The organism is Lichenibacterium dinghuense (assembly GCF_021730615.1).
GTDB lineage: Bacteria > Pseudomonadota > Alphaproteobacteria > Rhizobiales > Beijerinckiaceae > Lichenihabitans > Lichenihabitans dinghuensis.
In genome coordinates, this window is record NZ_JAJLMN010000001.1 from 1,302,501 (window position 1) to 1,315,824 (window position 13,324).

Consider the following 13,324-nt stretch of genomic DNA (forward strand, 5'->3'; position numbering starts at 1 on the left):
CTCGGCGTGGAGCCCCCGATCCAGGTGATCGGCCGTCCGCTCATGGCCCACGACCGCCGCAACGTGTCGGTCCGCTGGCTTTCCGGCGTGGTGCTGACCGGGATCGCGGGCTCGGCCCTGATCGGCACCAACGTGTTCATCGCCATGAACGGGCAGTCCACCGTGGCCCAGGCGCCCGAACTCGTGACCCCGGCGCGCAGCGCCAGGACGGCCGAGACCAAGCTGGTCAAGGGCGACCGGCTGATCCGCTCGGCCGACATCGTGGCCGAGAAGCAGAGCTTCAAGGTGCCGGTGCCGGTGAAGGTCGGCGACAAGCAGATCATCCGCATGCGGGGGTTCACCCACGTCGCCACCACCCTCGCGCTGGCGTCGACCGGCAACGAGGACGACGTGCCGGAGTTCAACCCGCTGAAGCTCATGGCGCAGGACGCCAACCCGGCCGAGGCCCCTCCCCCGGACCCCGGCCCCGCGCTCGCCGACTCCGACGTGTCCTTCACCACGAAGGACCTCGGCAGCGCCGAGGTGGCCCGGTTCGGCGGCGGGCTGTCGCCCGAGGAGATCCAGGCCCAGGTGGCGGAATCGGCGCGGAGCCTCGCGAGCCCGAACCGGGTGCCGCTGCTCCCGCAGATGCTGCTGATGCGCACCAGCCGCGCGGGCACGCTGCCGGCGAACAGCCTCGACTTCGCCGAACCGGGCCTCCCGGCCGCGCCCTTCTCGTCGATCGAGGTCCACATGGTGGCCGAGAACGTCACGCAGGTGCCGCGCTCGGACGCGAGCCGCGAGCCCAGCGAGCGGCTCGTGGTGTTCCGGCACGGCGACAACCTCGACGACGTGCTGCGCAGCAACGGCGCCACGCGCGACCAGATCCGCTCGATCGAGGCCGCCTTCGCGCCGAAGCGCGGCGAAGCGCCGGTGGCCGACGGCCGGCGCATCCGCCTCCTGTTCTCGCGCCTCGACGACAGCCGCCCGCGCCAGATCGCCCGCCTGTCGGTCTACGCCGACGAGGCGCTGGAGACCACGATCGCGCTCGCCGACACGGGCGACTACGTCAAGGTCGCCAACGCCGAGGCGCCGAAGAAGCCGGCCGCGCCGGCGTCGGGCGACGAGGGCGGCTTCCGCCTCTACGACAGCCTCTACGAGACGGCGCTCAAGCAGGACATGCCGAAGCCGCTCATCGACACGCTGGTGCGGGTCTTCGGCAACGACGTCGATTTCCAGCGCTCGGTGGCGGGCGGCGACAGCTTCGACGCCTTCTACACGGACGGCGACGACGACGGCGGGCGCTCGGACCTGCTCTACGCCTCGATCACCGTCCACAACGAGACGTTCCGCTACTACCGCTTCGTCACGCCGGACGACAATGCGGTGGACTTCTACGACGAGAACGGCCGCTCGGTGCGCAAGTTCCTGATGCGCTCGCCCGTGCCGAACGCGCAGATGACGTCCGGCTTCGGGCTGCGCTTCCACCCGATCCTCGGCTACTCGCGCCCCCACACGGGCGTCGACTGGGCCGCGCCGATCGGCACGCCGATCCTCGCCGCGGGCTCGGGCACGGTGCTCAAGGCGGAGCACTCGTCCTCCTACGGCAACCACGTCGAGATCCAGCACGCCAACGGCTACATCACGACCTATTCCCACATGACGGGCTTCGCGCGCGGCATCGCGGACGGCGTGCGGGTGCGCCAGGGACAGGTCGTGGGCTACCTCGGCCAGACCGGCCTCGCCACGGGCCCGCACCTCCACTACGAGGTCATCGTCAACGGGCACTTCGTCGATCCCATGCGGGTCAAGCTGGCCCGCACCCGCGAGATGGACGGCAAGGTGCTGGCCGACTTCAAGCGCGAGCGCGACCGGATCGACGGGCTGATGGCGGGCGCGCCTAACGCCGTCGCGACGTCGCCCGAGAAACACGCGGAAAACTGAGCGGGGCGGAACCCGCCACCGATGCCCGGACATTGACGTTCTCCAGACTGAACCATCCGGGACGGACGCCCCATGAACCTGCGCTACGCCTACAACACTAACGGCACGGGACGGCATCGCCTCGACGACGCGCTCGTGCTGATCGCGGAGGCGGGTTACGACGGCGTCGCGCTGACGCTCGACCACCACCACTTCGACCCCTTCGCCGAGGATTGGGAGCGGCGCGCCGAGGCGCTGCGGCGGCGCCTCGACGAGCTCGGCCTGGCGTCCGTGGTCGAGACGGGCGCGCATTTCCTGCTCGACTTCCGGCAGAAGCACGAGCCGACGCTGATCTCGTCCGCCGCGGAGGGCCGCGCCCGCCGGCTCGACTACCTCCGCCGGGCGACCGACATCGCGGCGATCGTCGGCTCGGAGTCGCTCACCTTCTGGAGCGGCGTCCTCAAGCCCGGCGTCGGGCGCGGCGACGCGACGGCGTGGCTGCACGAGGGCACGCGGATCGCCGTCGACTACATGCGGAGCCGGGGCGTGGTGCCGGCCTTCGAGCCCGAGCCCGAGATGATGGTGTCCACGGTGGACGACTATGCCGCGCTGGCGCGCGCGGTGCCGGAGTTGAAGCTGGCGATGGACCTCGGCCACCTGCTGGTAACCGGCGAGCGCGAGCCGGACGCGGCCGTGGTGGAGTTCGGGGACCGGCTCGCCACCGTGCATCTCGAGGACATGAAGCGCGGCCGCCACGAGCACCTCGCCTTCGGCACTGGCGACATGGACGTGGGCGCGGCGCTCGGCGCGCTCCGGGCGGTCGGCTTCGGGGGCCTCGTCTGCGTCGAGCTCAGCCGCGACAGCTTCCGCGCGGACGCGATGATCGGCCAGGCGCGCCGCGACATCGCCGCCTACGAGCGGCGGCTGATCGGGGCGGCGGCCTGACGGGGGAGTGCCGCCATGGCGATCGTGTCCTATTCGGCCATCGACGAGATCACGCAGGACATCACGGCCAGCATCCCCGGCCCGCAGGACGGCGAGTCGATCTTCGACTACCGGGCGCGGGTGAACCGGCGCCTGATGGAGATCGTCGACGCCATCAGCGCCCACAGCCGGCGCGTCGACCGGTTCATCCGCGACCGGTCCGACGAGAAGCTCGACGAGACGGACCAGTTCTACAACGCGGTCCGACAGCGCTTCATCACGGACGAGTTCGAAGGCTGAGGGGTCGGCGGCGCGGCCCGCGCCGCGCTTGACCCGGGGGGCGCGAAGCCCGATCTGCGGCGGGACCCGCAACGACACGAGGATCCCGCCTTGGCCCCCATCGACGGCCCGCGCCTGCCCGCGCGCTCCCGCCACGCCCGCCAGCTCGTCGTGTTCCTCCACGGCTACGGGGCCGACGGCAACGACCTCATCGAGATCGGGCGGCAGTGGCAGGCCTGGCTGCCCGACGCCGAGTTCGTGGCCCCGCACGCGCCGGAGCGCTGCACCCAGTCCCCCACCGGGCGCCAATGGTTCCCGCTGACGATGCGCGACCCATCCGAGCGCTGGACCGGGGTCGTCAAGGCGCGCCCGGCGCTCGACGACTTCCTCGACGCCGAGCTCGCCCGCACGGGGCTCGACGACGCGCGGCTGGCGCTGGTGGGCTTCAGCCAGGGCACCATGATGGCGCTGCACACGGGGCTCCGGCGGCGGCGGGCGCCGGCCGCGATCCTGGGCTATTCCGGCATGCTGGTCGGCCCCGAGCACCTCGGCGAGGTGACGGCGCGCAGCGCCGCCGGGCGGCCGCCGCCCGTGCTGCTGGTCCACGGCGACCGCGACAACGTCATCCCGGTCGACGCCCTGTTCGACGCAGCCGAGAGCCTCGGCAAGGCCGAGATCCCGGCGCAGTGGCACCTGTCCTTCGGCGTCGCCCACGGCATCGACGGCTCGGGGCTGACCCACGGCGGCCAGTTCCTGGCCCAGAGCTTCGGGCGCCCGACGCCGCGCTGACCTCCCGCCCGAAACGCAGGAAGCCCGGCTCGCGCCGGGCTTCCTTCCAAGTGACGGTTCTCGTCGATCAGAAGTCGCGCTCGGTGCGCAGGCGCACCTCGAAGGCGTCCGGGTTCTTGGACACGCCGGCCGGCAGCGCCGTCGCGGCCTGGCCGACGTTGTGGGCCAGCGTCTGGTCGAGGTGGAGGTAGTCGAACTCGAGGCCGATCTCGAAGTTCTTCACGGGATCCCACAGGAACTGGTTGCCGATGCGGTACTCGCTGGCGTCGCCGAGGCCGCCGAGCGTCCAGTCGATGTTCTTGGCGCGGCCGTAGGAGGTCTGCTCGTAGGAGCCGAACAGCACGTCGTGGAAGTTGGGCGAGAAGTAGTGGTTGATGGCGAACATGGCTGAGAAGCCCTCGCCCTTCTGCAGCGTGTAGGTGCCCGCCGCCGCGCCGACGTTGTGGATCGCGATGGCGTCGCGGTCGATGTGCAGGAAGCCGCCGAGCGCCGGCGAGCTGAAGCCCTGGTTCATGTAGGTGGCCGAGTCCTGATACAGGTAGGCGCCGTTCTGGTAGGCGCCCTCGACCCACAGGTCGTCGCCGGCGGCGAGCATCGGCAGCTTCAGATGGATGCCGGCCTGTACCGCGAAGCCGTCGCCGTCGGCATTGGTGAAGCCCGAGCCGGTGGTGCCGAAGGGGCCCGAGGTCGTCTGGATGTCGTGATAGGCGGCCGACAGCTGGGCCGAGCCCCAGCCCTGGTCGTAGCGCAGCACGCCCACGAGGTCCGGGATGGTTTCGCCGGCGTAGCGAGCCGCCGAGCTCACGGCGTTCGGGCCGCCGAGGATGTTGCCGACGTTCTGCGGAAGGTTGCGGGCGTTGCGATCCTCGATCGAGAAGGTCGCCGCCAGGCCGCCGCCGACCTGGTAGGTGTAGGCGAAGACGTTCTGCGCAAGGTCGGAGTTGGCGATACCTTCGTAGTTATAGTTGTCGGCGTAGAAGTCGAAGAACGACTGGACGCGGCCGGCGGTGATGCCGGCGAACTGGATGAAGCCGCGGCGCACGGCGGCGTTGTTGCCGCCCTGGTTGGCGAAGGTGTTGGCGCCGCCGGACAGGCCGCCGTTGGCGTAGAGGCCCTGAACGCGGTCGATCTGATACTGAATGTAGGTGCGCAGCGTGCCGTAGGCGGTCTGCGTGCGGGTGTCGACGCCGAGGCGGACGCGGGCCAGGAAGCCGGTCTCGTCACGGTCGCGCGCGGCGAACACGGTGCCGATGGCGGGAACCGCGCGGCCGGCGGCGCCCGGAACCGGCAGGAACGCGCGCTGATTGCTGATGAAGTCCGCCTCGATGCGGACCTGGGCGCCGATCGCCAGGCAGGTGTCCGTGCCGGGGATGTAGAAGAAGCCCGAGCCGGTCCAGTCGCAGACGCGGACGTAGTCGACCGGGGCCGCCTTGGCGACGGGGAGGTCGGCGGCTTGGGCGAGGCTGGCGGCACCGACGAGGGTGGCGCCCCCCAGCAACAGGCTCTTGGCGAACATCATGGGTCGAGATCCGTCAGTCTGAACTCTGGTCGGCCGCGGCGCGCCAGGGAAGCGCCGCAAAACTGCCTTGGATCGAGACCTAGTCAGCGTCACTTAGCTGAAAATGAGTTTTATGTATGCGATCCCGTCCGGAGCGGTCCCACCCTCGACTACGGCAGCCTATGTTGCTCAGGGGCAACAGAAAGTTCCGAACGGAAACACTTCAGACATGGTTCTGCCTCCATGACCACTTTGTGACACAGCACCAACTCAGCTCCTCGACTGCAAAGCCGGGTCAGCTCAGAGTCGGACGACTTCAATCATTCATCGCCGAATGGGGTCGGAATATTCTACCTTCGGGCACAGCACGGCGTCCGGCCGGGAGTGTTCTCCGGCCGGAGCATCGGTGCGCGTTCCCGCGTGGGCGGCTCAGCCTTCCTCCTCGTCGGCATCCTCACCGAACATGGCGATCATCTGCCGGCAGAACTCGGGGAGGTCGTCGGGCTTGCGCGAGGTGACCAGCAGGCCGTCGCGAACGCAGGCCTCGTCGACCCACTCGCCGCCGGCGTTCTCGATGTCGGTGCGCAGGGACGGCCAGGATGTGAGCTGCACGCCCTCGACGGCGTCGGCCTCGATCAGCATCCAGGGGCCGTGGCAGATGGCGGCGATCGGCTTGTCGTTGTCGACGAAGTGCTGGACGAACTCCACCGCGTCGTCGCTCACGCGCAGCTTGTCGGGGTTGGTGGTGCCGCCCGGCAGCACGAGGGCGTCGAACAGGTCGAAGTCGACCGACAGGTCGCAGTCGACCGGGACCTTCTCGCCGGGGTTCACGTCCTCGGTCATGGACTGGATGGTGCCGGTCTTGAGCGACACGACCTTCACGTCGGCGCCCGCGGCCCTGAGGGCCTTCATGGGCTCGAGGATCTCGACCTGCTCGACGCCGTCCGTCGCCAGGATCGCGACCTGCAGACCTTCGAGATCGGTGGACATGGTGGGATCCTCGCTGTTGGGCGCGGGGCCTCCCCGCGCGGCGAGCGCCAACGCGCGAGACGCGGCCGGCGATCCGGCGAAAGGCGTCAGTCCTGCCGGATCTCGACCTGGTCGGGGTAGAAGGCGAGGTGGCCCGCGATGGCGGCGGCGGCCGGGATCGGCGCCTCGTAGCTCCACACGGCGTTCTGGGCCTCGCGCCCGTCGGCCTTCAGGGTGAAGTAGCTCGCCTCGCCCTTGAACGGGCAGTGGGTGTGGCGGGGCGTGGGCTCGAAGGCCGACATGTCGGCGTCCTCGCGGGGCACGTAGATCACGGGGCGCAGCGCGCCCTCGGCGAGGTCGAGCGCGCGGGCGGTGTCCACCACGGTGCGCCCGGCGAAGACGATCCTGACCCGGCCGGGGTGCGGCGTGACGGCGATGTGGTGGGGGCTGTCGGGCATGGGGGCTGGCTCCTCGGCGCCGCGGCTCTGGCCCGGCGCTGCCGGACGAGATAGCGCGGCGGACCGCGGCGGGGAGGCAGGCTCGCGCGGGCCGCGGGCCCATGCCGGAGCGCGGCGCGGGGCGGCGGCCGAGACCGGGCTGCCGCTCTCCCTCTTCCCGGCCGACCCGCCGTTCACGGTCGGTCGGGCGGAGGACGAGGACTTCTGGCCGACCCCGGCGCCCTGGCTCACGGCGCCGCGGCCTTGTCGATCTCGGCCTCCAGCGCGCCGATGTTGTCGGGGGTCACGGGGCCGATGAGCTTGTAGGCCAGGGTGCCATCGCCCCTCACCACGAAGGTTTCGGGCACGCCATAGACGCCGAAGTCGATGGCGGTACGGCCCGTGCGGTCGTCGCCCACCGCCGCGTAGGGGTCGCCCTTCTGCCCGAGGTAGCGGCGGGCGTCCTCGGCCTTGTCCTTGTAGGCGATGCCGTCGATGGGGATGCCGAGCTCCTTCATGCGCGGACTCTGCGCCAGCGCCATCAGCACGCCGTGCTCGTCGTGGCATTCGGCGCACCAGGACGCGAAGACGTTGACCAGCGTGACGTGGCCGGCCTTCAGGGCCGCCGCGTCGAGCCCGACGGGAGCGCCGGCCGGGATTGGGCGCCCGGCGAGCGGCGGGAGCGCGAAGTTCGGCACCGGGCGGCCGATCAGCGGCGACGGGATGCGGGACGGGTCGCCGGCCCCGAGGCGCAGGAAGAACAGCAGGGCCAGCCCGAGGAAGACCACGAGCGGCAGCGCCACGAGGGCGCGGCGGGCCCTCGGCGCCCCGCCCGGCGCGGCTTCGGGCGCCGCTCCGGCGCTCACCGCCCACCCCCCGCCCGCGCGCGGCCGGCGCGGGCTTCGAGCCGCTCCAGCGCGCGACGGAGCGCCCGCCCGTCGAGCAGCACGGCCGCGACCGCGCCCCCGACGACCAGAACCGTCACGGCATAGGCCGCCACGATGAAGCCGAGATGCGGCACCGCGGTCACGACGGCACCGCCTCGGCCGCGGCGACGGCGACGGCGTGGCGGGACGCCGGATCGCGATCGGCTGCGGCGAGCAGCATCATGCGGCGGAGGCGGCGGCGCAGGACCTCGTTGCGGATCGCCGCCACGTGCAGCGTCGCGAAGAGCAGCGTGAAGCCGAGCGCCATCACGAGCAGCGGCACCAGGATCGACCGGTCGACGGTGGAGCCCGTCATGCGGAAGATCGAGCCCTGGTGCAGCGTGTTCCACCAGTCCACGGAGAACTTCACGATGGGCAGGTTGACCGCGCCGACCAGCGTCAGCACCGACGCGGCGCGGGCGGCGCGGCCCGGCTCCTCGATCGTGTGCCACAGCGCGAGCAGGCCGAGGTAGGTGATGAACAGCACCAGCATGGAGGTGAGCCGCGCGTCCCACACCCAGTACGTGCCCCACATGGGCTTGCCCCACAGCGAGCCGGTGACGAGGCACACGAAGGTGAAGGCCGCGCCGAGCGGCACGGCCGCCTTCTGCGCCGCCTCGGCGAGCGGGTGGCGCCAGACCAGCGTGCCGAGCGCGGAAGCGGTCATCAGGACGTAGGCCATGCTGGCGATCCAGGCCGCCGGCACGTGCACGAACATGATCTTCACCGTCTCGCCCTGCTGGTAGTCGGCGGGCGACGCGAAGGCGAGGACCAGCCCGACCGCCAGCGTGAGCGCGGACAGGCCCGCCAGCCAGGGCAGCGCGCGGCCCGACAGCCGCATGAAGGTCGCTGGATTGGCGAGGGCGTACATGGATCCGTCCCTTGGCATCGCGGCGCCGGACGTCGCGCCAGCCCGGCACGTGTTCTAGCGCAAATGCGGCGACATTCCCAAGGCGACGGGGCAGAGCGGCCGCGACGTTTCGCGGGGCCGGCGGCTCATCGGCCCGGCCGGGCTCTCAAGCCGCCCGCACCTCGGCCGAGGCGCGGGCCCGGCAGCGGTTGCGCCCCTCCGCCTTGGCCCGATAGAGCGCGACATCGGCGTCGGCCAGCACGTCGCGCGCCGCCCCGCCCGCGGCGGGCCGGGCCGCCGCCACGCCGACGCTGATCGTCACCACCCCGCCGACGCCCGACGGGTGCGGCAGCGCCAGGCCTTCCACGGCGGCGCGCAGGTCCTCGGCGACCCGGAGGGCGCGCGCTTCGTCGCAGCCGGGGATCGTCACGGCGAACTCTTCCCCGCCCCAGCGGCCCGCCAGCCCGCCCCGCCGCCGCGCGCCCTCGTCGAGGCGCGCCGCTATGGCCTGGAGCACGAGGTCGCCCGCCGGATGGCCGAACAGGTCGTTGTAGGCCTTGAACGAGTCGGCATCGACCATCAGCACGGCGAGGGGCTCCCGCGATGCGGCGGCGCGGGCCCACTCCTCGGGCAGCGCGGCGTCGAAGCGGCGGCGGTTGGCGAGGCCGGTCAGGGCGTCGGTCGAGGCGAGGCGCCGGAGCTCCGCCTCGGCGGCGGCGCGGCGGCCGAGCTCGCGCGCGAGCGCCAGCGACAGGCCGAGGACGCCGAAGCACAGCAGCGTCAGGAGGCCGGCGATCGCGGCGGCGCGCCGCCACCAGGCGCTGTAGGGCCCCTCCCCGGCGACCTCGACGGCCTGGATCAGCGGCAGGTCGCCGACCCGGTGGAAGGAGATGACGCGGGGCAGGCCGTCGACCGGCGACGCGCCCTCGAAGGTGCCGTCGCGCGCCGCCCGCATGCGGTTGAAGCTGTCCCCGCCCCCCGCGAACATCCCCACGTCCCCCTCGTCCAGGGGCGCGCGGGTGATCACCGTGCCGTCCGTGCGGAACAGCGTCACGGCGCTGCCGTCCCCGACGTGGAGGCCGGCGTAGAGCTTCGTGAGGTAGGCGACGTCGAGCGTGCCCACGGCGACGCCGGCGAAGGCGTCGTCGTCGTCGATGCGGCGGCTCAGGGCCACCACCCAGGCATCGCTCACGCGGGACCGGAAGGGCTTCGACACGTACAGGCCCACGTCGTCGTTGCCGACGTGGACCCGGAAATAGTCGCGGTCCGCGAAGGACGCGCCGAGCTCGCCGACGTCGACCGACCGGGCGACGAGGCGGCCGTCGCGGTCGAGCACCATCATCATGCCGAAGCCCGGCGCCCGCATGGCGCCGTCGAACAGCACCGTGTCGCGCAGGCGCGGCGGCAGGGCCTGCACGTCGGGCACGTCCCATTGTTCGGCCACGCCCTGCAGCGAGAAGTCGAGCAGCTCGATGTTGCGGTCGACCTCGCCGGCCACCGCCGCCGCGATGCTGTCGCCCGAAGCGCTCAGCACGCGCCCGACGTCGCGGTGCCACGCCGCCATCACGAAGGTGAAGACGAGGCAGATCGCCAGCAGCACCAGCGCGGTGAGGGCCGGCAGGGCGCCGCGGCCGGCGCCGGGCGCGAGGTCCGACCGGCGTCGCGTCGCGGCCGTCATCTCGCTTCGGCCCGGCGGCAGCGGACGGGCCGGCGCTCGGGATGCGGCGTGGCGTTGAGCGGCATGCGGATCGGACCCCGTTGTTCGCCCGGAGGCTCGCACGGACTCGCTACCGTTTCATTGCTTTCGACCCATCATCTCGGGCCGTTGATCCCTTTTCGCTCAGCAGCCTCCACCGCCTCGCGGCGCCGTCACGCCGCGCGGCCGACCATCGTCGCCGTGTCGAGGTCGAAGCTGCCGTCCTCCGAGATCGCGAAATGCGCCCGCACGGCCGGCGAAGCGCCGTCCTGCAGGGCGCGGATCGCGCCCGCGGTGGCGGGCGGCACAGCCGTACGGGCGATCCAGACCGGGAACACCATGCGCAGCTTGCGCCGCGTCACGCGCTCGACCGCGAAGCCGGCGCGGCCCAGCATGGCGAGCCATTCCGAAACGGCGTAGTCGCGCACGTGGGACGCGTCGCGCAGCAGTTCCACGGCCTGGAGGTGCGTGTCGGCGGCGCGGTCGGGCGGCGCCACGGCGTCCATGAACACCGCGAGCCCGCCCGGCTTCAGGACGCGGCGCGCCTCTCGCAGGCCCGCCTCGACGTCGGCCCAGTGGTGCGCGGTGAAGCGGCACAGCACGGCGTCGAACTCCGCATCCGCGAAGGGCAGCGCTTCGGCGCCCGCCCGCCGGGTCTCGACGTTGGCGAGGCCGCGCCCGGCCGCGGTGCGGGCCACCGCGTCCAGCATGGCGGGGGTGACGTCGCAGGCCACGACGGCGCCGACATGCGGCGCGGCGCGGTAGCTGACGTGGCCGCCGCCGCAGCCGAGGTCGAGCGCGCGGCCCAGGCCCGCGCCGCGGATGCAGTCCTCCATCTCGTCGAGGTCCGCGCCCTGGCTGTGGTCGCGGCTGTCGACGTAGGCCTGGGCGCGGGGCGCGTAATGGTCGGCGGTGAAGCTGTTCTGGGCGTCGGACATTGCGTCGGTCTCCTCGTGAGCGGATGCCGCCCTTCTGCCGGCCCCGGCCGGCCGCTATAAGGCCCGAGCTTATCCTGTGATCCGCGGTCCCACCCTATGCTGCTTCCGGCCGAGCGCCGCCTCCTCCTCGGCCGCTTCGTGCGCTCGCGCCGCGAGGCCCTGCCCCCGACGGCGGGCGGGCGGCGTCGCACCCCCGGCCTGCGCCGCGAGGAGGTGGCGGAGCGCTGCGGCATCTCCACGGCCTGGTACGCGTGGGTCGAGCAGGGCCGCGACATCGCCCTGTCGCCGGGCGCGCTCGGCCGGCTCGCGGGCGCGCTCGGCCTCACGGCCGCCGAGCGCGCCTACCTGTTCGAGCTCGCGCTGCAGCGCGACCCTTTTCCCGAGGCGCCGGGGCCCGACGCCGTGCCCCCGGCGCTCGAAGCGGCCGTCGCGGCGGTGGGTCCGCCCGCCTACCTGCTCGACCGGCTGTGGCGCGCCCGCGCCTGGAACGAGGCGGCGGCGCGGCTGTTCTCGCCCTGGCTCGGCGGGGACGACCCCTCCCTGCTCGCCTTCGTGTTCCGCGATCCGGCGGCGCGCGCCTTCATCGTCGACTGGGAGGAGCGGGCGCGCCGCGTCATCGCGGAGTTCCGCGCCGACACGGCGCGGGCGCCCGACGACCCGGCGCTCGTGGCTCTGGTGGCGGGCCTGCGCGAGGGGAGCGCCGACTTCGCGCGCCTGTGGGACGGCCACGCGGTGGCGGCCCGCGACGGCGGCGAGCGGCGCTTCCGTCACCCGGAGGACGGGATCCTCCGCTATGAGCAGGTGACCCTGCTCCCCGCCGCCCACCCGGACCACAAGCTCGTGATGCTGCTCCCCCGCCCCGAACGGCCGCCCGCGTGACGGCGCGCTCCCTCCGCCTCACCGCCGACGGCCGGCTCGACGGCGCCCCGCTCCTCGACGACCCGCGCCTCGCCCGCGTGCTCGACCTGCTCGACCGCGACGGCGAGGAAGCGCGCGTGGTGGGCGGCGCCGTGCGCAACGCCCTGCTCGGCCTGCCGCCCGGCGACATCGACGTGGCCACGACGGCCCTGCCCGCCGCCGTGATGGCCCGCGCCAAGGCGGCCAGGGTCCGCGCGATCCCGACCGGCATCGAGCACGGCACCGTGACGCTGGTGTCGGGCGGGCTCCCGGTGGAGGTGACGACGCTGCGCGAGGACGTCGAGACCGACGGCCGCCACGCCGTGGTGCGCTTCGGGCGCGACTTCGAGCGCGACGCCGAGCGGCGCGACTTCACCGTCAACGCCCTGTCGCTCGGGCGCGACGGCCGCATCCACGACACGACGGGCGGCGTCGCCGACCTCGCGGCCGGGCGGCTGCGCTTCATCGGCGACGCCGCGACGCGCATCCGCGAGGACTACCTGCGCATCCTGCGCTTCTTCCGCTTCCACGCGACCTACGGGGTGGGGCCGCTCGACGCCCAGGGCCTCGCCGCCGCGGTGGCGGGGCGGGACGGGCTCGACCGGCTGAGCCGCGAGCGCGTGCGGGGCGAGGTGATGAAGCTCCTGGCCTCGCCCGGCGCCGCGGGCGTGCTGGCGACGCTCGACGCCGAGGGCCTGCTCGCCCGCATCCTCGGCGGCGACGCCGACGTGGCGCGGATGGCGCGGCTCGCCGACCCCGACCCCGTGCTGCGCCTCCACGCGCTGGCGGTGCGCGGCGGCGCGGACGTCGAGCGGCTGCGCGACGGGCTGAAGCTCAGCAACGCCGAGCGCGACCGCATGCAGGCGGCGCTGACGGTCCTCGCGTCGGGCGCGCCGCCGGGAAGCGACGCGCCCTCCGTCGGCGCCGTGCGCGCGCTGCTGTTCGACCACGGCCGGGAAGCGACGCGCGACGCGCTGCGCCTCGCGGCCGCGGGGCCTGACGCTCGCGGCGACTGGGCCGCGGCGCTGGCCGCCGCCGAGGGCGAAATCCCGGCGACGCCCTTCTCGGGCAAGGACGTCGTGGCGCGCGGCCTCAAGGGCCCGGCAGTCGGTGAAGCGCTGGCGCGGTTCCGAGCCGCCTATCGCGACGCCGGCTTCCCGGAGGACGCCGCGGCGCGCGAGGCGCTGCTCGGGGCCAGCCTCGCGCCGTGAGGCCTCGC

14 protein-coding genes (1 of these 14 running past the window's edge) are annotated in these 13,324 nt (G+C 73.1%); 6 read left to right on the forward strand and 8 right to left on the reverse strand.

Going from position 1 to position 13,324, the window contains the following annotated elements; translation table 11 throughout:
- From L7N97_RS06190 to L7N97_RS06205, 4 genes are all read left to right on the forward strand, one after another.
- Positions 1-1,923, forward strand: partial view of a M23 family metallopeptidase gene (locus L7N97_RS06190; RefSeq protein ID WP_237477462.1) — the 3' portion only. 42 nt of this gene lie to the left of the window's left edge; the window shows 1,923 of its 1,965 coding nt (coding positions 43-1,965); the start codon falls outside the window, past its left edge; its stop codon occupies positions 1,921-1,923.
- A gap of 72 nt (positions 1,924-1,995) precedes the next feature.
- Positions 1,996-2,847 (forward strand): sugar phosphate isomerase/epimerase family protein, encoded by an 852-nt coding sequence (locus L7N97_RS06195; RefSeq protein WP_237477463.1) that lies wholly within the window; start codon positions 1,996-1,998, stop codon positions 2,845-2,847.
- A gap of 15 nt (positions 2,848-2,862) precedes the next feature.
- Positions 2,863-3,126 (forward strand): hypothetical protein, encoded by a 264-nt coding sequence (locus L7N97_RS06200; protein WP_237477464.1) that lies wholly within the window; start codon positions 2,863-2,865, stop codon positions 3,124-3,126.
- Positions 3,127-3,216: 90 nt separating this feature from the next.
- A complete protein-coding gene (locus L7N97_RS06205) occupies positions 3,217-3,894 on the forward strand; it encodes an alpha/beta hydrolase (protein ID WP_237477465.1) in 678 nt (225 codons plus the stop codon).
- 67 nt (positions 3,895-3,961) lie between these two features.
- On the opposite strand, the gene L7N97_RS06210 is transcribed toward L7N97_RS06205, so the two are convergent.
- From L7N97_RS06210 to L7N97_RS06245, 8 genes are all read right to left on the reverse strand, one after another.
- Positions 3,962-5,413: a porin gene (locus L7N97_RS06210; RefSeq protein WP_237477466.1), complete on the reverse strand. Its 1,452-nt coding sequence runs from the start codon at positions 5,411-5,413 to the stop codon at positions 3,962-3,964.
- A 408-nt stretch (positions 5,414-5,821) separates the two neighbouring features.
- Entirely contained in the window at positions 5,822-6,382 is a 561-nt protein-coding gene (locus tag L7N97_RS06215) for a type 1 glutamine amidotransferase domain-containing protein (RefSeq protein ID WP_237477467.1), read from the reverse strand.
- 86 nt (positions 6,383-6,468) lie between these two features.
- Positions 6,469-6,819 (reverse strand): DUF427 domain-containing protein, encoded by a 351-nt coding sequence (locus tag L7N97_RS06220; protein WP_237477468.1) that lies wholly within the window; start codon positions 6,817-6,819, stop codon positions 6,469-6,471.
- Between the two features lie 227 nt (positions 6,820-7,046).
- On the reverse strand, positions 7,047-7,664 hold the full coding sequence (locus tag L7N97_RS06225) for a DsbE family thiol:disulfide interchange protein (protein WP_237477469.1): 618 nt from the start codon (positions 7,662-7,664) through the stop codon (positions 7,047-7,049).
- Positions 7,661-7,828, reverse strand: a complete 168-nt coding sequence (ccmD, locus tag L7N97_RS06230; protein WP_237477470.1) for a heme exporter protein CcmD — start codon at positions 7,826-7,828, stop codon at positions 7,661-7,663. The genes L7N97_RS06225 and ccmD overlap by 4 nt, the downstream gene beginning before the upstream one ends.
- Positions 7,825-8,595, reverse strand: coding sequence for a heme ABC transporter permease (locus L7N97_RS06235; protein WP_237477471.1), 771 nt, complete (start codon positions 8,593-8,595; stop codon positions 7,825-7,827). Before L7N97_RS06235 ends, ccmD begins: the two co-directional genes overlap by 4 nt.
- A 145-nt stretch (positions 8,596-8,740) precedes the next feature.
- Positions 8,741-10,252, reverse strand: a complete 1,512-nt coding sequence (locus L7N97_RS06240) for a sensor domain-containing diguanylate cyclase (protein ID WP_237477472.1) — start codon at positions 10,250-10,252, stop codon at positions 8,741-8,743.
- A 191-nt stretch (positions 10,253-10,443) separates the two neighbouring features.
- The gene (locus tag L7N97_RS06245; protein ID WP_237477473.1) at positions 10,444-11,208 is read right to left on the reverse strand and encodes a class I SAM-dependent methyltransferase; all 765 of its coding nucleotides are present in this window, start codon (positions 11,206-11,208) and stop codon (positions 10,444-10,446) included.
- Between the two features lie 96 nt (positions 11,209-11,304).
- On the opposite strand from L7N97_RS06245, the gene L7N97_RS06250 reads away from it, so the two are divergent.
- Both L7N97_RS06250 and L7N97_RS06255 read left to right on the forward strand, forming a co-directional pair.
- Entirely contained in the window at positions 11,305-12,087 is a 783-nt protein-coding gene (locus L7N97_RS06250) for a helix-turn-helix transcriptional regulator (RefSeq protein ID WP_237477474.1), read from the forward strand.
- Entirely contained in the window at positions 12,084-13,316 is a 1,233-nt protein-coding gene (locus L7N97_RS06255; protein ID WP_237477475.1) for a CCA tRNA nucleotidyltransferase, read from the forward strand. Before L7N97_RS06250 ends, L7N97_RS06255 begins: the two co-directional genes overlap by 4 nt.
- The last annotated feature ends 8 nt before the right edge of the window (positions 13,317-13,324 follow it).

Bases quoted from the DNA above. Each gene is read 5' to 3' on its own strand.
- L7N97_RS06235 (WP_237477471.1), bottom strand. From the start codon at position 8,595: ATGTACGCCCTCGCCAATCCAGCGACCTTCATGCGGCTGTCGGGCCGC.
- L7N97_RS06215 (WP_237477467.1), bottom strand. From the start codon at position 6,382: ATGTCCACCGATCTCGAAGGTCTGCAGGTCGCGATCCTGGCGACGGAC.
- L7N97_RS06240 (WP_237477472.1), bottom strand. From the start codon at position 10,252: ATGACGGCCGCGACGCGACGCCGGTCGGACCTCGCGCCCGGCGCCGGC.
- L7N97_RS06245 (WP_237477473.1), bottom strand. From the start codon at position 11,208: ATGTCCGACGCCCAGAACAGCTTCACCGCCGACCATTACGCGCCCCGC.
- L7N97_RS06250 (WP_237477474.1), top strand. From the start codon at position 11,305: ATGCTGCTTCCGGCCGAGCGCCGCCTCCTCCTCGGCCGCTTCGTGCGC.
- L7N97_RS06220 (WP_237477468.1), bottom strand. From the start codon at position 6,819: ATGCCCGACAGCCCCCACCACATCGCCGTCACGCCGCACCCCGGCCGG.
- L7N97_RS06210 (WP_237477466.1), bottom strand. From the start codon at position 5,413: ATGATGTTCGCCAAGAGCCTGTTGCTGGGGGGCGCCACCCTCGTCGGT.
- L7N97_RS06195 (WP_237477463.1), top strand. From the start codon at position 1,996: ATGAACCTGCGCTACGCCTACAACACTAACGGCACGGGACGGCATCGC.
- L7N97_RS06200 (WP_237477464.1), top strand. From the start codon at position 2,863: ATGGCGATCGTGTCCTATTCGGCCATCGACGAGATCACGCAGGACATC.